The organism is Streptomyces sp. NBC_00459, from assembly GCF_036013955.1.
Taxonomy (GTDB): Bacteria; Actinomycetota; Actinomycetes; order Streptomycetales; family Streptomycetaceae; genus Streptomyces.
On record NZ_CP107903.1, the window covers coordinates 6,041,676 to 6,058,104 of the forward strand.

Here is a 16,429-nt window from a genome sequence, read left to right on the forward strand (position 1 = left end):
GGCCGTTCGGACATCCGACCGTACGGCCCTTCGCGTTGTCCTAGACTCACCGGCATGTCGGGCCGCGACCTGTTCACACAGCCCCGCCGTGCAGGCCGCGGGGCGGCTCTGACGTTGCTCTTCGCCAGTGTCCTGGTCGCCGGCGCGGCCACCGGCTCGTTCCCCGAGCCCACCGAGCCGAAGTCGGCCCTCCCTGACACGGCCCGCTCCGCCGCCCCCGCCGGGCACCACGAGGACGTCGCCGCCGCTGCCGCCGAGGCCATGGCCGACGGCAAGTCCCCCATGGAAGCCGCCGAGCGCGCTGTCAGCCGCAGCGGGGACCGCTGGGGAGCGGTGTACTCCCCGGGGGACTACGAGGAGCTCGAAGAGGCCCTCGACGGCCGGTACACGGGCGTCGGACTGTGGGCCCGGCGTGAGCGGGACGGGCGTATCGAGGTCACCAGGGTGCGGTCCGGGTCGCCCGCGGCCGTCGCCGGGATCCGAAGCGGAGACCGGTTGCGCAGTGTGGACGGCAAGGCGGTCGACGGGCGGCCGGTCACCGAGGTCGTCGCCTTACTCCGAGGTGACGCGCAGGACGCCGCCGCCGGTACGGCCGTCCGGCTCGGCCTGGAACGCGGCACGCGCGCGTGGAGCGAGACCGTACGCCGGGCACAGCTCTCCACGGACTCCGCGACAGTCCGGCAGGTGGCCGCGAGCAAGGTCACCGTCATCCGGGTCGCCGCCTTCACCAAGGGGGTCGGTGACGTGGTGCGCGGCGCGGTACGCGCGGCCCCGGCCGGCGCGGGGATCATTCTCGACCTGCGCGGCAACTCCGGCGGGCTGGTCACCGAGGCCGTCACCGCCGCCTCCGCCTTCCTCGACGGCGGCCTCGTCGCCACGTACGACGTCAACGGTGAGCAGCGTGCCCTGCACGCCGATCCGGGCGGCGACACCACCAGACCGCTGGTCGCGCTCGTCGACGGCGGCACGATGAGCGCGGCCGAGCTGCTCACCGGTGCGCTCCAGGACCGTGGCCGGGCGGTCGTCGTGGGCTCCAGGACCTTCGGCAAGGGCTCGGTGCAGATGCCGAGCCGACTGCCCGACGGCTCCGTCGCCGAGCTGACCGTCGGTCACTACCGCACCCCGTCGGGGCGCGGCGTCGACGGCGTGGGCCTCACGCCCGACCTCGAAGCCGACCAGGGAGCACTGGAGCAGGCGGAGACCGTGCTGAGCGGGCTGGGCGATCCCTCGTAGGCCCCACGCAGGTCCCATGTGGTCTCCTCGCGGTCCCCCTGGTAATCCACTTTCCCGGTAGCGGGTCGGTAGTGCGAAAATGGGCGGCACTATGAGCAAGGGAATGTACGTACCGAAGGAGTCCCAGCCCAAGCAGGGCGGGACGGCCGCCAAGGGCCAGGACGGCGAGAAGGGCGGCAAGCGCAAGATCGTCGCCCAGAACAAGAAGGCCCGGCACGACTACGCGATCATCGACACCTACGAGGCCGGGCTGGTCCTCATGGGTACCGAGGTCAAGTCGCTGCGTGAGGGACGCACCTCGCTGGCCGACGGCTTCGTCCAGATCGACCGGGGTGAGGCGTGGCTGCACAACGCCCACATCCCCGAGTACCACCAGGGCAGTTGGACCAACCACTCCGCGCGCCGCAAGCGGAAGCTGCTGCTGCACCGCGAGGAGATCGACAAGCTGGAGTCCAAGGCACAGGAGACCGGCCACACGATCATCCCCCTCGCGCTGTACTTCAAGGACGGCCGGGCGAAGGCGGAGATCGCTCTCGCGCGAGGCAAGAAGGAGTACGACAAGCGGCAGACGCTGCGGGAACAGCAGGACCGGCGGGAGTCGGACCGCGCGATCGCGGCGGCGAAGCGAAAGCAGCGCGACGCGTAGCCACGGGGAATACGGTGGCACGCGCTCGCGTTGGTCACGTACGATGGGACTGCACCTCACAGCGGGTGCGCAGGTCCTCCTCGGGGGACTCCTCCTCGGAGGGCATTGAAAAAACAACATGGGGATGATCGGTTTCGACAGCGGATGTCGAAGCAGGGGAAGCGTGTCGAGGAAGCGGCCATGATCTCGTAAACCACAGGCCGAAAAAAATAATCGCCAATTCCAACAGCGATTCTCCCGCGCAGCAGTTCTCTCTCGCCGCCTGATTTCAGGTAGCGACGAGCCTGCTCCGCACTAATGGGAGTGTCAGCCCGGGAGTGTTCCCGACCCGGATCCTGGCATCAGCTAGGGGACTAAACCTTGATCTCGGTCACGGGGTGAAGAGGGAAATCTAACAGTGACTGAGCCCGTCGGCGACTTGTTCGCGTGATCGCCGGGGCTGAGAAAATCACAGCGAACTGCACACGGAGAAGCCCTGATTCCTCACCGTTGGACGCGGGTTCGATTCCCGCCATCTCCACAATTCCCATGTTATGCAGTGCCAGAGGCCCCGTCGCTTTCGAGCGGCGGGGCCTCTGGCGTGCCTGGGTGCCTACGACGAGCTGGGTGCGCTGCCGTGTACGGGCGACTTGAGGGAGTCGATGAAGGGGGTGTAGGCGGAGGCAGGGAAGGTGAGGGTGCGGGTGGTCGGGGCCTTGGAGTCGCGGATGGCTGTGTGGGTGGGGGAGTTGGCTATCTCCACGCATTCGTTGCCGTCGCCCGGGCCCGAGTAGGACGACTTCCGCCAGGTGTCAGGGATGGCTATCTCCACGCATTCGTTGCCGTCGCCCTCGCCGGAGTAGGACGACTTCCGCCAGTTGTCCATGGGTGCCTCACAGCTCTTTTGCCAGCTTATGGATGAAGTCACGCGACTTTTCGGGTCCGAGTGACGTGTCCTCCACTCTACGGAAGCTCGTTCGATAGATGTTGAGCTGAGGCTCGGAATCGATGAAGACCGAGCCATGGGGCGCGTCCCGTACCACCGTGTCCAGCTTGGACACGGGACCGCCCACGTACGTCATCGTGTTTGCGGCGCTTGCGAACCCGTCCAGGTCGAAGGGGATGACACGCAAGGTGATGTGATCCGCTTCGGAGAGCGCAAGGAGCCGGTTGAGCTGGTCCTTTGAGGCGGCACGGTCGCTGACCCTGATTCGGAGTGCCGCCTCATGGATCACTGCTTTGTACGGGATGGTGATCTCCTGGCGCGCCTTTCGGTGCTGGATGCGCAACTCAAGCTCTTCGTGGGTGAGTTCGGGCAGCCTGGACGAAAAGACGGCACGAGCGTAGCCCTCCGTCTGCAGCAGGCCCGGAACGTACAGGATGGCCACGTGGTGTTGGAACCTGGCGTGGTGCTCCAGTTCGGACAGGTCCAGGAAGGATTTAGGCAGCAGGCCCCGGTACTCCTCCCACCAGCCGCGTGTCCGATCGGTGGCCATCGCGGCCAAGGCGTCGATGAACTCCTTGCCCGTGTAGGCGTAGTGGGATGCAAGGCGGCGCACTCTCTCCTCGCTCACGCCCACGAGTCCGGATTCGATCTGGCTCATCTGGACGCGCTGCACGCCGAGCAGTGCCGCTGCCTCGATGGTGGTGAATCCTGCCGATTGGCGGAGCCTGCGTAGCTCGATCGCCAGGCGCATCTGACGTGCGGTTGTCTCGCGCCTCTGGGGCATCAACAGCTCCTCGTTCGGAGTCGAATTACGCGATCGGCTTGCTTGGCGTTACATGTTACGCCTACCGTCGGTGACGCGACGCACACTCTGCGGAATGCCGGGATCTCCGGAAGCGCACCACTCCGTCCTGCCACGACGGCTGCGGCATGCCACCGCCCGCCCGACCGCAACCCCCACCACTGAACGGGAGTTGACGCATGCCTGAAATCGATGCTGAGCCCGACTTCACGTCCGACCCCGAGTCCTGGGAGTACTCCCTCTACATCCCCAACGACCTCCGAGCAGTCACCGTCAGCCGCCGTACTCTCCGTCTGATCCTCACCATGCACGGACTGATCGGCCTCGTCGACGTCGCTGAACTCCTCGCCACCGAGCTCGTTTCGAACGCCGTATGCCACACCAAGGGCCCCGCCGCCCTACGTGTCCGCTGGTCGGCCGGCGTACTCCGCATCGGAGCCTGGGATGCCGATCCCCAACCACCGGAGCCGTCCCAGGAGTTGGGCCGGCTCGTCGGCTCGGAGGACGGGCGAGGGCTCGGAATGGTGAGGGCCTGTTCCGACCTCTGGGGATGGCAGCCCCTCTCCCGATTCGGGAATCGCGGCAAATTCGTGTGGTGCGAGCTGCGGGCCGCCGCGTGATGAGCCCGGAACTGGAAGAGGAAGTCTCCGGCATCGCCACGGGACTTGTGGCGGCCATGGCTCTGGTGGGCCTCTCGCCCGGGCGAGCCATGGCCGAACTCCACCGAAGGCTCAAGGAGATCCTCAAACGGGAGGGGTTGTCGCCCGGAGAGATCGCGTATCTGCGAGGAAAGATCGAGAACTGGCCGCCGGGATACGCCGAGCAATGGGCCATCGGCTATGCGGACGGCCTGGCGAAGGCGAAGGCCAGGACGATTCTGACCGTGCTGGAAGTAAGGCGGCTCCCCGTTTCCGACGACATCCGCGACCGCGTCACCACCTGCGCCGACCTTTCCCGCCTCGACGACTGGCTCGGCCGCGTCGGCACCGCGGAGCGCGCGGAGGAGCTGTTCACCGGGGATCCGGAGGTTATGCCGGGTGGTGCTCCTGAACAGGGCTGACGGATCGTAGAGTGCCCGGATGAGCATCATCGGAGTCGGGATCGACGTTGCCGAGATCGAGCGGTTCCGGGCCTCCATGGAGCGGACGCCCGGGCTGGCCCAACGGCTGTTTCTGGAGAGCGAGTTGCTGCTGCCCAGTGGTGAGCGGCGCGGTGTCGCCTCGCTCGCCGCGCGGTTCGCCGCGAAGGAGGCGCTCGCCAAGGCGCTGGGCGCCCCGGCGGGCATGCTCTGGACGGACGCGGAGGTCTGCGTCGAGGACAGCGGGCGGCCCTGGCTGCGGGTGACGGGGACCGTGGCCGCGCGTGCGGCGGAACTCGGGGTGCGGTCATGGCATGTGTCCCTCAGCCATGACGCGGGGGTGGCTTCGGCCGTGGTGATCGCGGAAGGATAGGGCCCCTTGTCCGGCGGGCTCTGCGGGCCGGTCCGCGGGTCGTGCGGGAGACTCGGTGTATGCGAACTGCGTACGGCGTGGAGACGGTACGGGCGGCCGAGCGTGAGCTGATGGCGCGGTTGCCGGAGGGTGCGCTCATGCAGCGCGCGGCGGCCGGGCTGGCCGTCGCCTGCGGGCAGTTGATGGGGCGGGTGTACGGACGCCGGGTCGTTCTTCTCGTCGGCAGCGGTGACAACGGCGGCGACGCCCTGTACGCCGGGGCCCGGCTCGCCCGGCGCGGAGCGGGCGTCACGGCGGTGCTGCTCGCGCCGGAGCGCACGCATGCGGGAGGGCTCGCGGCGTTGCGGGGAGCCGGCGGGACGGTGATCTCCGGTTCAGGTTCCGGTGCTGCCGAGGGGGCGATCCGGCGCGCCGACCTCGTCGTCGACGGCATCGTCGGGATCGGGGGCCGGGGCGGGCTGCGGGCCGATGCCGTGCCGTTGGTCGAGGCGGTGCGGGAGGCGGGGGTCGCCGTGGTCGCCGTCGATCTGCCCAGCGGGGTCGACGCCGACAGCGGTGAGGTGCGGGGGGAGGCGATCCGGGCCGATCTGACCGTGACCTTCGGGGCCCACAAGCCGGGGCTGCTCATCGATCCCGCACGCGAGTACGCCGGGACGGTGCGGCTCGTCGACATCGGGCTCGGGGAGGTGCTTCCCGAGCCTGCCGAGCTGGAGGCCTTGCAACACGCGGACGTCGCACGGCTGTTGCCGGTGCCCGGGGTCGAGAGCGACAAGTACCGGCGGGGCGTCGTCGGGATCGCGGCGGGGTCGGCACGGTATCCGGGGGCCGCTGTGCTGGCTGTCGCGGGCGCGCTGCGGGGTGGCGCCGGGGCCGTGCGGTACGTGGGGCCGGCGGCCGACGCGGTGATCGCCCGCTTTCCCGAGGTGCTCGTGTCCGACCAGGGGCCGCACAAGGCGGGGCGCGTGCAGGCGTGGGTCGTGGGGCCCGGGGCCGGGGACGACGCCGCGTCGGTCGCCGAGGTGCTGGAGGCGGACGTACCCGTGCTGGTCGACGCGGACGGGCTGCGGTTGGCGGAGAAGGAGGCGGTACGGGGGCGTACCGCGCCGACGCTGATGACTCCGCATGCGGGGGAGGCCGCCGCGTTGCTCGGTGTGGCCCGCGCGGAGGTGGAGGGTGCCCGGTTGTCGGCCGTGCGTGAACTCGCCGCCCGCTATGGGGCGACCGTTCTCCTCAAGGGCTCGACCACGCTCATCGCCGACCCGGCGGGGGGTGCCGTACGGGTCAACGCGACCGGCACGGGGTGGCTCGCCACCGCCGGCAGCGGTGACGTGCTGTCGGGGCTGGGCGGGTCGTTGCTGGCGGCGGGGCTTTCGGCGCTGGACGCCGGGAGCGTGGGCGCGTATCTGCACGGGCTGGCGGGGCGGCTGGCGTCCGAGGGGGCGCCGGTGGGGGCGCAGGATGTCGCGGAGGGGGTGGGGAGGGCCTGGCGGGATGTTCGGAACGTATAGGCCTTTGGGGCGCACGGTCGGGTGACCCCGCCGCGCGGCTGAGCCCGGTGGCGTCAACCTCGCGTTCTCCTGATCGCATGATCAGTCGACCGTTCGTGCTCCGAGGGCTCACCGCCCTGCTTGTCGCAGTGGCCGTGCTGCCACCCGTCGGCCCTGCCTTCGCGGATCCCGTGCCGCCCGCCGCCGGCCCCGAGGGGGTCCTCGTGCCCGGCGTGCCCCCCGCCCCCTCCCAGCCCTGGACCTTCGACACCCCGGACCAGGTGCTCGCGCCGCAGGTGTACACGCCCACCCGTAAGGAGGACGCCGTCGAGCCGGCCGAGGCCGCGCAGGGGACGTACGACCTCATCGAGTACGTGCCCCTGGGGGAGGCCGCCCGGAAGGTGGCCTGCTCCAAGCTGGCCGGGCCCTATCAGCGGCAGGTCGAGTACTGGCTGAAACTGAAGGTGGACGGGAAGCAGTCCGCCGCCGACTGCCGGGCCATCCGCGCGTTCCAGCGCACGTACAAGATCAAGCCGGACAGCGGATTCGCCGGGCCGGTCACCTGGTCCCGTATGCAGCTGCTGTCCGCGAAGAAGAATCCGAACGCCGCCGGCAGATGTCCCGTACGGACCTACCGCGTCGCCTGTATCGATCTCGGGCGGCAGCTGACCTGGGTGCAGAAGGGGAAGAAGGTCGTCTATGGCCCCGTGCCCGTGCGGACCGGGCGGACGGCCTATCCGACGCGCGGCGGATGGCACAAGGTGTACTGGAAGCACAAGAACCACCACTCGACGCTCTACGACACCCCCATGCCCTACGCCCAGTTCTTCAGCGGCGGCCAGGCCTTCCACGCCGTCTACGGCAGCATCTACACCACCGTCGGTTCCATGGGCTGCGTCAATATGCGGCTCGCCGACGCCCGTACCCTCTGGGGCGTTCTGAAGACGGGCGACCGGGTGTTCGTGTGGGGACGGCGGGCGGTGGGGTAGCCGCGGGTGTGCTCCACGCTCCCTCTGAGACACTGGGGGCGCCATGAGTGAGACAGCAGCCCCGCCGGCCGCCGCTTTGCGAGCCCGCGCCGAGATCGACCTGGCCGCCCTGCGGGCCAACGTACGGACCCTGCGTGCCCGCGCGCGCGGCGCGGCCCTGATGGCCGTCGTCAAGTCCGACGCGTACGGCCACGGGGCGCTCCGGTGTGCTCGGGCTGCCGTCGAGGCGGGCGCCGAGTGGCTCGGCACCGCCACCCCCGAGGAGGCGCTCGCCCTGCGCCGGCCGGACTCGGGGATTCCCCATCACGTACGGGTCATGTGCTGGCTCTGGACCCCCGGCGGGCCCTGGCAGGCCGCCGTCGAGGCGGACATCGACGTGTCGGTGGGCGGGATGTGGGCCCTGCGGGAGGTCGTCGAGGCCGCCTCTGCCGCTCGGCGGCCCGCGCACGTCCAGCTGAAGGCCGACACCGGGCTCGGTCGCGGTGGCTGTCAGCCGGGCGACGACTGGTGCGCGCTCGTCGCCGCCGCGCTGCGCGCCGAACGTGACGGGCTGATCCGGGTCACCGGGCTCTGGTCCCACCTCGCCTGCGCCGACGAACCCGAACACCCCTCCGTCGACGCCCAGCTCACCCGCTTCCACGAGATGGTCGCGTACGCCGAGCGGCACGGACTGCGGCCCGACGTGCGGCACCTCGCCAACTCGCCCGCCGTGCTCAGCCGTCCGGACACGCACTTCGACCTCGTACGGACGGGGGTGGCTGTGTACGGGATCTCGCCGAGCCCGGAGATCGGCACCTCCGCCGACCTCGGCCTTCGGCCCGTGATGACGCTGGCCGCCTCGCTCGCGCTGGTCAAGCACGTACCGGGCGGCCACGGCGTCAGCTACGGACACCACTACGTCACCCCCGGCGCCACCACCCTCGGCCTCGTCCCCGTCGGCTACGCGGACGGCATCCCGCGCCACGCCTCCGGCACCGGCCCCGTCCTGATCGGCGGGAAGTGGCGGACCGTGGCCGGGCGGGTCGCCATGGACCAGTTCGTCGTCGACCTGGGGGGCGACGAGCCCGAAGCGGGCGCGGAGGTCCTGCTCTTCGGACCCGGTGACCGGGGTGAGCCCACCGCCGAGGACTGGGCACAGGCGGCCGGGACGATCGCGTACGAAATCGTCACCCGCATCGGAACCCGGGTGCCCCGCGTCTACGTGAACGAGAAAGAGGAACAAGAGGGGTAGCCGCCCGAAGGGTTCTCCGGCCGGGCGGCACGAGTAACCCGGGCAACTCCGGCAACTCTTCCGACTTCGGCAAGTCCAGTAAGCCGAGTAAGCCAAGCAATCCCAGTAAGCCCAGCAACTTCAGCAACTCCGACAAGCCCGGCAACTTCAGTGGTATTTCCAGCGAGGAGCGGTACGTGAGCGAGAGCAGTGCGGAGGTCGTCGCGAGCGCCGCCACGGCGGCCGTGGCCTCCGCCGCCGGGGTGACGGGCGGGGGATGGCGCCGGGCGACCGGTATCGCGGGTGTCGCCATAGGTGTGGTGGCCGCCGGTGCCGCCGCGGGGGTCGCCGTCGAGCGGCTGACCGTGGGGCGCGGCATGCGCGAGAGGGCGCGGCTCGCGCTCGACTCGACGGGTCCGTACGGCGCGCTGCGCGGCACCCCGGGCAAGGCGTACGCCGACGACGGCACCGAGCTGTACTACGAGGTCGACGACATCGACCCGGAGGCCGCGCCCGCCCTGACCCCGCGTCGGCGGCGGCTCTTCGGCCGTAAGGCCCCGGCGCCCGTCACCGTCGTCTTCAGTCACGGCTACTGCCTCAGCCAGGACTCCTGGCACTTCCAGCGGGCCGCGCTGCGCGGTGTCGTCCGCTGCGTGTACTGGGACCAGCGCAGCCATGGGCGGTCCGGGCGCGGAGTCGCCCAGCACGAGGGCGTGGCTCTCACCATCGACCAGCTCGGACAGGACCTGAAAGCCGTCCTCGACGCCGCCGTGCCCGAGGGGCCGATCGTGCTCGTCGGGCACTCGATGGGCGGGATGACCGTCATGGCCTTCGCCGACCAGTACCCGGACGTCGTGCGGGATCGGGTCGTCGCGGTCGCTTTCGTCGGTACGTCGTCCGGGCGGCTCGGCGAGGTCAACTTCGGGCTGCCCGTCGCGGGCGTGAACGCGGTCAGGCGGGTGCTGCCCGGCGTACTGAAGGCGCTGGGGCAGCAGGCCGAGTGGGTGGAGCGGGGGCGGCGGGCCACCGTCGATCTCTTCGCCGGCATCATCAAGCGGTACTCGTTCTCGTCGCGGGACGTCGATCCCGCCGTCGCCCGGTTCGCCGAGCGGATGATCGAGGGCACACCCATCGACGTCGTCGCCGAGTTCTACCCGGCCTTCACCGAGCACGACAAGACCGAGGCCCTCGCCCACTTCAAGGACCTGCCCGTGCTGGTGCTGGCCGGGGTCGGCGACCTCGTCACGCCCAGCGAGCACAGCGAGGCCATCGCCGACCTGCTGCCGGACGCCGAACTGGTCCTCGTGCCGGACGCCGGGCACCTGGTGATGCTGGAACACCCGGAGGCGGTCACCGACCGGCTCGCCGACCTGCTCACCCGCGCGGGTGCCGTGCCGGCAGGGGCTACGGTTTCCGGTTATGGAAGCACCAACAGCAGCGCACGACGACCCGGCTGAGTCGCCCTCGCGCCCGACGTCCTCCTCGTTGGCCACCTCCTTGGCCGGCTCGTCCTCCCCGTCCTCCTCGTCCTTTGAGCTCACCGTCAACTCGCCCGACGAGATGCGGGAGTTGGGCCGTCGGCTCGCCCGGCAGCTACGGGCCGGCGACCTGGTGATGCTCACCGGTGAGCTGGGCGCGGGCAAGACCACGCTGACGCGCGGGCTCGGCGAGGGGCTCGGGGTCCGGGGTGCGGTCACCTCGCCCACCTTCGTGATCGCCCGCGTCCACCCCTCCCTCGGCGACGGCCCGCCGCTCGTCCACGTGGACGCGTACCGGCTGGGCGGCGGGCTCGACGACATGGAGGATCTCGACCTCGACGTCTCGCTGCCCGAGTCCGTCATCGTCGTGGAGTGGGGCGAGGGCAAGGTCGAGGAGCTGACCGACGACCGGCTCCATCTCCTCATCCACCGGGCCGTCGGAGACACCACGGACGAGGTGCGGCACGTCACCCTCACGGGGGTGGGGGAGCGCTGGGCGACGGTTGACCTGAGCGCCCTGTGAACGTTTGCGTGAATGTTCCGACAATCCGTCGGCAAGATGTTGCGTTGGGCATCTCGCGCGTGGTCACATGGTATCCAGTCCGTGGTTAGGTTTACCTAACCACGTCCGCCCCCGAGCTCCAGGAGGCGTCCATGTCGGCTACCGAGAACACGCCCAAGCCGAAGCCGTACGCGGTTCCCGGGGTGTCCATGCGCGATCTGCTGGCTGCGGGCGCCGCCGCCCGTGCGGTCTCCACGCCCCCGCGCGTGCCCGATGTGCCCGTCCGGCGGCCCGAAGCCGCGTAGCGCGTTCAGCGGATCACGACGACCTTCTCGCCGATCATCGCGAACTCCCACGTCGCGTCCCCGTCCGGCCGGGTCTCCCGGATGCCGCCCGTGCGTGCCTCCGGGTCCTGCTGCCCGACCGGGCCGTCCACCGCCGCGCTGAAGCCGATGCTCACGCCGTCCACGGCCGTGAACCGCACGACGTGCTCGATCGGGGTGCCGTCGGTCCCCGTGATCGAGTTCGAGCGGGACGTGACCAGATAGCTGCCCGGCGCCGGGTCGACCGTCCCCGGTGCGACGGAGAACGAGCGGCGCACCCTGCCGTTGTCGCCGACCAGCCAGACCCGGTCGTCGTCCAGGGAGTACACGACCCGCCTGCCCGTTCCGGAGCCGGCCGGCAGGGCTCCCGGGTGCCGTGTGTCCCGGGGGACCTTCGAGGCCGTCACCGGCTCCGAGGAGGACGTGCGCTCGGCGCCCGGACGCAGCGGGGCGTTCGCCGAGGCCTGGTAGGCGAGGAAGCCGACCGTGACGATGGCCGCCGCGGTGAGCCCGGCCACGAATCCCGAGCTGCTCCTGGTCACCAGCGCCCACCTCTTCGTCTCGTACGTCCCGTTTTGCGGTGACGGTAGCAGCAGCCGTACCCCCGACCGGGGCGGCCGTGCGCGGGGCGCGGGCGCCGTAGGCTGTTCGCGTGCTCTTGCTCGCTCTGGATACCGCCACCCCGGCCGTCACGGTCGCCCTGCACGACGGGACGGCCGTCGTCGCCGCGTCGAGCCAGGTCGACGCCCGCCGGCACGGGGAACTGCTGCTGCCCGCCGTCGACCGGATCCTCGCCGAGGCGGGCACGGGCCTCGACGCCGTCACCGGCGTCGTCGTCGGCATCGGCCCCGGCCCCTACACGGGACTGCGCGTCGGCCTGATGACCGCCGACACCTTCGGACTCGCGCTCGGCGTCCCCGTACACGGCGTCTGCACCCTGGACGGCCTCGCGTACGCCGCCGACGTCGAGGACGGCCCCTTCGTCGTGGCGACCGACGCCCGCCGCAAGGAGGTCTACTGGGCGCGCTACAGCGACTCCCGTACGAGGGTCACGGAGCCGTCCGTCGACCGGCCGGCGGACATCGCCGACCAGGTCGCGGGTCTGCCGGCCGTCGGCGCGGGCGCCCTGCTCTACCCGGACACCTTCCCCGAAGCGCACGCGCCCGAGCACGTCTCCGCGGCGGCCCTCGCCTCCCTGGCCGCCGAACGGCTGGCGGCGGGTGTCGAACTCCCGGCCCCCCGGCCCCTCTACCTGCGCCGACCCGACGCCCAGGTCCCCAAGAACTACAAGGTGGTCACCCCCAAGTGACGACTGCCGTGCTGCGCGAGATGCGCTGGTGGGACATCGAGCCCGTGCTGGAGCTGGAGAAGGACCTCTTCCCCGAGGACGCCTGGTCCCGGGGCATGTTCTGGTCGGACCTGGCCCACGCGCGGGGACCGGAGGCGACCCGGCGGTACTTCGTCGCCGAGGACGAGAGCGCCGACGGGAGCCGGCGGATCATCGGGTACGGGGGGCTGGCCGCCGCCGGTGACGTCGCCGACGTACAGACGATCGCCGTCGCGCGCGAGCACTGGGGCACCGGCCTCGGCGCCGTCCTGCTGACCGAGCTGCTGCGGGCGGCGACCGCGTTCGAGTGCGCCGAGGTCATGCTGGAGTGCCGGGTGGACAACGTGCGTGCGCAGAAGCTGTACGAGAGGTTCGGCTTCGAGCCCATCGGGTTCCGGCGCGGCTACTACCAGCCGGGGAACGTCGACGCCCTGGTGATGCGGCTGCGCGACCCGGCGGCATCGGTCCCTGAAGCCCCCTCGGCTTCCTCTGCCACTTCAGCCCCTTCAGCCCCTTCTGCACAAGGAACCGAGAGCAATGGCTGACTCCAAGGACGTGCCGCTCGTCCTCGGCATCGAGACCTCCTGCGACGAGACGGGCGTCGGTGTCGTCCGGGGGACCACGCTCCTCGCGGACGCCATCGCGTCCAGCGTCGACGAGCACGCCCGGTTCGGGGGTGTCGTGCCCGAGGTGGCCTCGCGCGCGCACCTGGAGGCGATGGTGCCGACCATCGAGCGGGCGCTGAAGGAAGCCGGGGTGAGCCCGAAGGACCTCGACGGCATCGCCGTCACCGCGGGTCCCGGGCTCGCGGGTGCCCTGCTGGTCGGGGTCTCGGCGGCGAAGGCGTACGCGTACGCGCTCGGGAAGCCCTTGTACGGGGTGAATCACCTCGCCTCCCACATCTGCGTCGACCAGCTGGAGCACGGCCCGCTGCCCGAGCCGACGATGGCCCTGCTGGTCTCCGGCGGCCACTCCTCGCTCCTTCTCTCCTCCGACATCACCTCCGACGTACGGCCCATGGGCGCGACCATCGACGACGCGGCCGGTGAGGCCTTCGACAAGATCGCGCGGGTGCTGAACCTGGGCTTCCCCGGCGGTCCCGTCATCGACCGGTACGCCCAGGAGGGCGACCCTCGCGCGATTGCCTTCCCGCGTGGGCTGACCGGGCCGCGCGACCCGGCGTACGACTTCTCCTTCTCCGGGCTCAAGACGGCCGTGGCCCGCTGGATCGAGGCGAAGCGGGCGGCGGGGGAGGACGTGCCGGTGCGTGATGTGTCGGCCTCCTTCCAGGAAGCGGTGGTGGACGTGCTGACCCGGAAGGCGGTGCGGGCCTGCAAGGACGAGGGCGTCGACCACCTGATGATCGGCGGGGGCGTGGCCGCCAACTCGCGGCTGCGGGCGCTCGCCAAGGAGCGGTGCGAGGCTGCGGGCATCCGACTCCGGGTGCCCCGGCCCAAGTTGTGCACGGACAACGGGGCGATGGTGGCCGCGCTGGGTGCCGAGATGGTCGCCCGCAACCGGGCTCCCTCCGACTGGGACCTGTCGGCGGACTCCTCGCTGCCGGTGATCGACCCGCATGTCCCGGGGCACGGTCATGCTCACGATCATGCGCATGAGGTGGGCGAGGGGAACCTGTACACGTGACCGTCGCGTTGATGTGGGAGGCCCGGGCCGTCGAGGGACGCGGGGGCGAACTCCTCGCGTGGGCAAGGGCGCAGGAGCTGGCAGCACAACCCCTGCGCCGGGAGACGCTCCGGGCTCCGCAGGACCGTGTCCTCGTCATCACCTGGTGGGACGCGGAGTTCGACGCCGACCTGCCCGAACTTCCGGAGCCGGGGGCGGAGTTGGTGGGCAGGGCTGTGCACAGGTGGCGGTTCGAGGTGGTGGGCGAATAGCCCCCGCTTCTGCGGGCTCCGGCACTGCTGGCATCCGGCAGGCCGGAAGGGAGCCCCTTGTGGAAGTCGTCGCGCACATGGCGGGGTTCGTCGTGGCCGCGGTTCTCGTCAGGAAGCCGCTCGTTCCGACGTGATGGCCACCGTCGTGTAGCCCACCGTGAATTCGCCGCCCAGTGCGTCGATCGCGGCGCCGGTGGCGGTGAGCAGTTCCGTCAGTCGGGCGGGTGGGAGCCCGTTGGTGCGGCCGTGGGTGGGCAGCAGGTCCAGCCACTCGTCGCGGGTGTACGGGTGCTCCCACTCGTACCGCCACTCCTCCGGCTCGCCGAACGCGCCGCCCGCCTGCCGTATCCCGTCGGCCGCCTCGGCGAACAGGGGTGAGTAGGTGTCGAGGGCCGGCCTTGTCCAGAGGTTGGGGATGTCCGGCAGGACGCGGTCGTGGACCTCGACGAAGGCTTCGGTGACCTTGGGCGGGGGCTGGAACACGTTCCAGAACAGGGTGAGCCGGCCTCCGGGGCGGAGAGCCCGGGCCGCCTTCGCCGCGCCGGCGACCGCGTCCACCCAGTGCCAGGCCTGTGCGGAGACCACCGCGTCGAAGGCCCGCCCGGCCGGCTCCCACTCCTCGAACGCCGCCACCTCCGTCTCGACCCCGCTCAGCCGCGCCAACTCGGCCATCCGGGCGTCGACCTCCACCCCGAGCACCCGGCACCCCGCCGCCTGGAACTGCCGGGCGACGATGCCGGTGCCGGTCCCGACGTCCAGCAGGTCGGGACCGGGCGACGTGGCGGCGATGCGCTGCACCAGGGCTTCGGGATAGCGGGGGCGGGCGCGGTCGTAGCGGGTGGCTTCGGTGCCGAACGACCTTGCTGTCGGGTGGAGTTCAGGGCTCTTGGGCTCTGGCGGGGAAGAAGGCATGCAGCCCACCGTAGGAGATGCTCGCCGCTCATCGCGGAGAAGGTCGGTTTCCGGCCCGGGTGATGTCCGACCTGTCTCCACAGCTGCCCCACCAGGTTGACATGGCTCATTCACGTGATGTCCACATGTGACGCGTCGGCACGACAGGATCCGGCCATTGACTCTCCCCGCGTGGTGCCTTCGGTGCCCGTGGGGAGAGTCGTTTCCGTTTCTTGAAGGGCGTACGTGGTGTCCACGCAGGTGGGTTCCGGCAGACCGGAGTCCGACAGACCCGTGCCTCGGCGGCTGTACGCCGCCAGGGGGTTCGGTGACCGGGTCTTCCGGATCCAGTTGACGGCCACGGGGGTTGTCGTCCTCGCCGTCATGGCGGCCGTCGGGCTGTTCCTGCTGCTGAGGGCGGGGCAGGCTCTGCATGCCCGGGGCCCGGCGTTCCTCACAACTGCCGCCTGGCAGCCGGACGTTCACAACTTCGGTATCGCCGCCGTACTCACCGGGACCCTGCTGATCGCCCTCGTCGCGGTGGCGATCTCCGTACCGTTGGCCGTGGGCACGGCCCTGTTCATCTCCGACGTGGCCCCGCGCGGACTGCGCCGCACCCTCGTGAGCATGGTCGACCTGATGGCCGCCGTACCCTCCGTGGTGTACGGGCTGTGGGGGCTGTTCTTTCTGCAGCAGCATGTGATCGGGCTGTCGCGCTGGCTGTCCGACTGGCTCGGCTGGATACCGCTGTTCACAGTGGACGGCGTCCAGCCGGGCGATCCGCTCGCCTCCGACAGTGTGTACACGGCGTCCACCTTCGTCGCCGGGATCGTCGTCGCGCTCATGGTCGCGCCGATCCAGTGCTCGGTGATGCGCGAGGTCTTCTCCCAGGCCCCGGCGGGCGAGCGGGAGGGCGCCTACGCGCTCGGCGCCACCCGGTGGGGGATGATCCGCTCGGTCGTCCTGCCCTACGGCAAGGGCGGCATCATCGGCGGCACGATGCTGGGGCTCGGTCGGGCGCTCGGCGAGACCATCGCGGTCTATCTGATCATCTCGCCGGTCTTCACCATCCAGCCGCACGTCCTGCAGACCGGCTCGAACTCGGTCTCCTCGCTGATCGCCCTGCACTACGGAGACTCCTCGGAATTCGGGATGTCGGCGCTGATGGCGGCGGGCCTGGCGCTGTTCCTGCTCACCCTGGCGGTCAACTTCACCGCCTCGTCCGTCGCGGCCCGCTCCCGCTCCGGCGCCCAGAGCGAGGCATGAGATG

The 16,429-nt window shown here is 70.7% G+C and carries 20 protein-coding genes and 1 other RNA gene; 17 read left to right on the plus strand and 4 right to left on the minus strand.

Features of this window, described 5'->3' with window-relative positions; translation table 11 throughout:
* Window positions 1-54 precede the first annotated feature (54 nt).
* From OHN74_RS26740 to ssrA, 3 genes are all read left to right on the plus strand, one after another.
* The gene (locus OHN74_RS26740; RefSeq protein WP_327697130.1) at window positions 55-1,233 is read left to right on the plus strand and encodes a S41 family peptidase; all 1,179 of its coding nucleotides are present in this window, start codon (window positions 55-57) and stop codon (window positions 1,231-1,233) included.
* 103 nt (window positions 1,234-1,336) lie between these two features.
* Window positions 1,337-1,879 carry an SsrA-binding protein SmpB gene (gene smpB / locus OHN74_RS26745; RefSeq protein WP_327700288.1) on the plus strand — a complete coding sequence of 181 codons (543 nt, stop codon included), beginning with the start codon at window positions 1,337-1,339 and terminating at the stop codon, window positions 1,877-1,879.
* Between the two features lie 120 nt (window positions 1,880-1,999).
* Window positions 2,000-2,402, plus strand: a transfer-messenger RNA (tmRNA) gene (gene ssrA / locus OHN74_RS26750).
* A 69-nt stretch (window positions 2,403-2,471) separates the two neighbouring features.
* Here the strand turns inward: ssrA and OHN74_RS26755 are convergent.
* Both OHN74_RS26755 and OHN74_RS26760 read right to left on the minus strand, forming a co-directional pair.
* Entirely contained in the window at window positions 2,472-2,744 is a 273-nt protein-coding gene (locus OHN74_RS26755) for a DUF397 domain-containing protein (protein ID WP_327697131.1), read from the minus strand.
* A gap of 7 nt (window positions 2,745-2,751) precedes the next feature.
* Window positions 2,752-3,588 carry a helix-turn-helix domain-containing protein gene (locus tag OHN74_RS26760; protein WP_327697132.1) on the minus strand — a complete coding sequence of 279 codons (837 nt, stop codon included), beginning with the start codon at window positions 3,586-3,588 and terminating at the stop codon, window positions 2,752-2,754.
* A gap of 197 nt (window positions 3,589-3,785) precedes the next feature.
* Here OHN74_RS26760 and OHN74_RS26765 point away from each other — a divergent pair, with 197 nt between their 5' ends.
* From OHN74_RS26765 to OHN74_RS26805, 9 genes are all read left to right on the plus strand, one after another.
* On the plus strand, window positions 3,786-4,226 hold the full coding sequence (locus tag OHN74_RS26765) for an ATP-binding protein (RefSeq protein WP_327697133.1): 441 nt from the start codon (window positions 3,786-3,788) through the stop codon (window positions 4,224-4,226).
* The gene (locus OHN74_RS26770; protein WP_327697134.1) at window positions 4,202-4,666 is read left to right on the plus strand and encodes a hypothetical protein; all 465 of its coding nucleotides are present in this window, start codon (window positions 4,202-4,204) and stop codon (window positions 4,664-4,666) included. The genes OHN74_RS26765 and OHN74_RS26770 overlap by 25 nt, the downstream gene beginning before the upstream one ends.
* Before the next feature lie 19 nt (window positions 4,667-4,685).
* Complete coding sequence (locus OHN74_RS26775) at window positions 4,686-5,057, plus strand: holo-ACP synthase (protein WP_327697135.1); 372 nt, start codon at window positions 4,686-4,688, stop codon at window positions 5,055-5,057.
* Between the two features lie 59 nt (window positions 5,058-5,116).
* Window positions 5,117-6,565 carry an NAD(P)H-hydrate dehydratase gene (locus OHN74_RS26780; protein ID WP_327697136.1) on the plus strand — a complete coding sequence of 483 codons (1,449 nt, stop codon included), beginning with the start codon at window positions 5,117-5,119 and terminating at the stop codon, window positions 6,563-6,565.
* A gap of 77 nt (window positions 6,566-6,642) precedes the next feature.
* On the plus strand, window positions 6,643-7,533 hold the full coding sequence (locus OHN74_RS26785; protein ID WP_327697137.1) for a L,D-transpeptidase family protein: 891 nt from the start codon (window positions 6,643-6,645) through the stop codon (window positions 7,531-7,533).
* A 43-nt stretch (window positions 7,534-7,576) separates the two neighbouring features.
* Window positions 7,577-8,764 carry an alanine racemase gene (gene alr, locus OHN74_RS26790; protein ID WP_327697138.1) on the plus strand — a complete coding sequence of 396 codons (1,188 nt, stop codon included), beginning with the start codon at window positions 7,577-7,579 and terminating at the stop codon, window positions 8,762-8,764.
* Between the two features lie 176 nt (window positions 8,765-8,940).
* Window positions 8,941-10,200, plus strand: coding sequence for an alpha/beta fold hydrolase (locus tag OHN74_RS26795; protein WP_327697139.1), 1,260 nt, complete (start codon window positions 8,941-8,943; stop codon window positions 10,198-10,200).
* A complete protein-coding gene (gene tsaE, locus OHN74_RS26800; RefSeq protein ID WP_327697140.1) occupies window positions 10,163-10,744 on the plus strand; it encodes a tRNA (adenosine(37)-N6)-threonylcarbamoyltransferase complex ATPase subunit type 1 TsaE in 582 nt (193 codons plus the stop codon). The genes OHN74_RS26795 and tsaE overlap by 38 nt, the downstream gene beginning before the upstream one ends.
* Window positions 10,745-10,875: 131 nt before the next feature.
* Window positions 10,876-11,028 carry a hypothetical protein gene (locus tag OHN74_RS26805; RefSeq protein ID WP_327697141.1) on the plus strand — a complete coding sequence of 51 codons (153 nt, stop codon included), beginning with the start codon at window positions 10,876-10,878 and terminating at the stop codon, window positions 11,026-11,028.
* 5 nt (window positions 11,029-11,033) lie between these two features.
* Here the strand turns inward: OHN74_RS26805 and OHN74_RS26810 are convergent, their stop codons facing one another.
* On the minus strand, window positions 11,034-11,588 hold the full coding sequence (locus OHN74_RS26810) for a hypothetical protein (protein ID WP_327697142.1): 555 nt from the start codon (window positions 11,586-11,588) through the stop codon (window positions 11,034-11,036).
* 110 nt (window positions 11,589-11,698) lie between these two features.
* Here OHN74_RS26810 and tsaB point away from each other — a divergent pair, with 110 nt between their 5' ends.
* From tsaB to OHN74_RS26830, 4 genes are read left to right on the plus strand one after another with little or no spacing between them, the layout of a single operon-like run.
* Complete coding sequence (tsaB, locus tag OHN74_RS26815) at window positions 11,699-12,355, plus strand: tRNA (adenosine(37)-N6)-threonylcarbamoyltransferase complex dimerization subunit type 1 TsaB (RefSeq protein WP_327697143.1); 657 nt, start codon at window positions 11,699-11,701, stop codon at window positions 12,353-12,355.
* A complete protein-coding gene (gene rimI / locus OHN74_RS26820) occupies window positions 12,352-12,918 on the plus strand; it encodes a ribosomal protein S18-alanine N-acetyltransferase (RefSeq protein WP_443060452.1) in 567 nt (188 codons plus the stop codon). The genes tsaB and rimI overlap by 4 nt, the downstream gene beginning before the upstream one ends.
* The gene (tsaD, locus tag OHN74_RS26825) at window positions 12,911-14,017 is read left to right on the plus strand and encodes a tRNA (adenosine(37)-N6)-threonylcarbamoyltransferase complex transferase subunit TsaD (RefSeq protein WP_327697144.1); all 1,107 of its coding nucleotides are present in this window, start codon (window positions 12,911-12,913) and stop codon (window positions 14,015-14,017) included. The genes rimI and tsaD overlap by 8 nt, the downstream gene beginning before the upstream one ends.
* On the plus strand, window positions 14,014-14,268 hold the full coding sequence (locus tag OHN74_RS26830) for a hypothetical protein (protein ID WP_327697145.1): 255 nt from the start codon (window positions 14,014-14,016) through the stop codon (window positions 14,266-14,268). Before tsaD ends, OHN74_RS26830 begins: the two co-directional genes overlap by 4 nt.
* Window positions 14,269-14,376: 108 nt before the next feature.
* On the opposite strand, the gene OHN74_RS26835 is transcribed toward OHN74_RS26830, so the two are convergent.
* Window positions 14,377-15,180 (minus strand): class I SAM-dependent methyltransferase, encoded by an 804-nt coding sequence (locus tag OHN74_RS26835; RefSeq protein WP_327697146.1) that lies wholly within the window; start codon window positions 15,178-15,180, stop codon window positions 14,377-14,379.
* A 228-nt stretch (window positions 15,181-15,408) separates the two neighbouring features.
* Between OHN74_RS26835 and pstC the strand changes: the two genes are divergently transcribed.
* Window positions 15,409-16,425 carry a phosphate ABC transporter permease subunit PstC gene (pstC, locus tag OHN74_RS26840; RefSeq protein ID WP_327697147.1) on the plus strand — a complete coding sequence of 339 codons (1,017 nt, stop codon included), beginning with the start codon at window positions 15,409-15,411 and terminating at the stop codon, window positions 16,423-16,425.
* Window positions 16,426-16,429 lie beyond the last annotated feature (4 nt).

Bases quoted from the DNA above. Each gene is read 5' to 3' on its own strand.
- OHN74_RS26740 (WP_327697130.1), top strand. From the start codon at position 55: ATGTCGGGCCGCGACCTGTTCACACAGCCCCGCCGTGCAGGCCGCGGG.
- smpB (WP_327700288.1), top strand. From the start codon at position 1,337: ATGTACGTACCGAAGGAGTCCCAGCCCAAGCAGGGCGGGACGGCCGCC.
- OHN74_RS26755 (WP_327697131.1), bottom strand. From the start codon at position 2,744: ATGGACAACTGGCGGAAGTCGTCCTACTCCGGCGAGGGCGACGGCAAC.
- OHN74_RS26760 (WP_327697132.1), bottom strand. From the start codon at position 3,588: ATGCCCCAGAGGCGCGAGACAACCGCACGTCAGATGCGCCTGGCGATC.
- OHN74_RS26765 (WP_327697133.1), top strand. From the start codon at position 3,786: ATGCCTGAAATCGATGCTGAGCCCGACTTCACGTCCGACCCCGAGTCC.
- OHN74_RS26775 (WP_327697135.1), top strand. From the start codon at position 4,686: ATGAGCATCATCGGAGTCGGGATCGACGTTGCCGAGATCGAGCGGTTC.
- OHN74_RS26780 (WP_327697136.1), top strand. From the start codon at position 5,117: ATGCGAACTGCGTACGGCGTGGAGACGGTACGGGCGGCCGAGCGTGAG.
- OHN74_RS26785 (WP_327697137.1), top strand. From the start codon at position 6,643: ATGATCAGTCGACCGTTCGTGCTCCGAGGGCTCACCGCCCTGCTTGTC.
- alr (WP_327697138.1), top strand. From the start codon at position 7,577: ATGAGTGAGACAGCAGCCCCGCCGGCCGCCGCTTTGCGAGCCCGCGCC.
- tsaE (WP_327697140.1), top strand. From the start codon at position 10,163: ATGGAAGCACCAACAGCAGCGCACGACGACCCGGCTGAGTCGCCCTCG.
- OHN74_RS26805 (WP_327697141.1), top strand. From the start codon at position 10,876: ATGTCGGCTACCGAGAACACGCCCAAGCCGAAGCCGTACGCGGTTCCC.
- tsaD (WP_327697144.1), top strand. From the start codon at position 12,911: ATGGCTGACTCCAAGGACGTGCCGCTCGTCCTCGGCATCGAGACCTCC.
- OHN74_RS26835 (WP_327697146.1), bottom strand. From the start codon at position 15,180: ATGCCTTCTTCCCCGCCAGAGCCCAAGAGCCCTGAACTCCACCCGACA.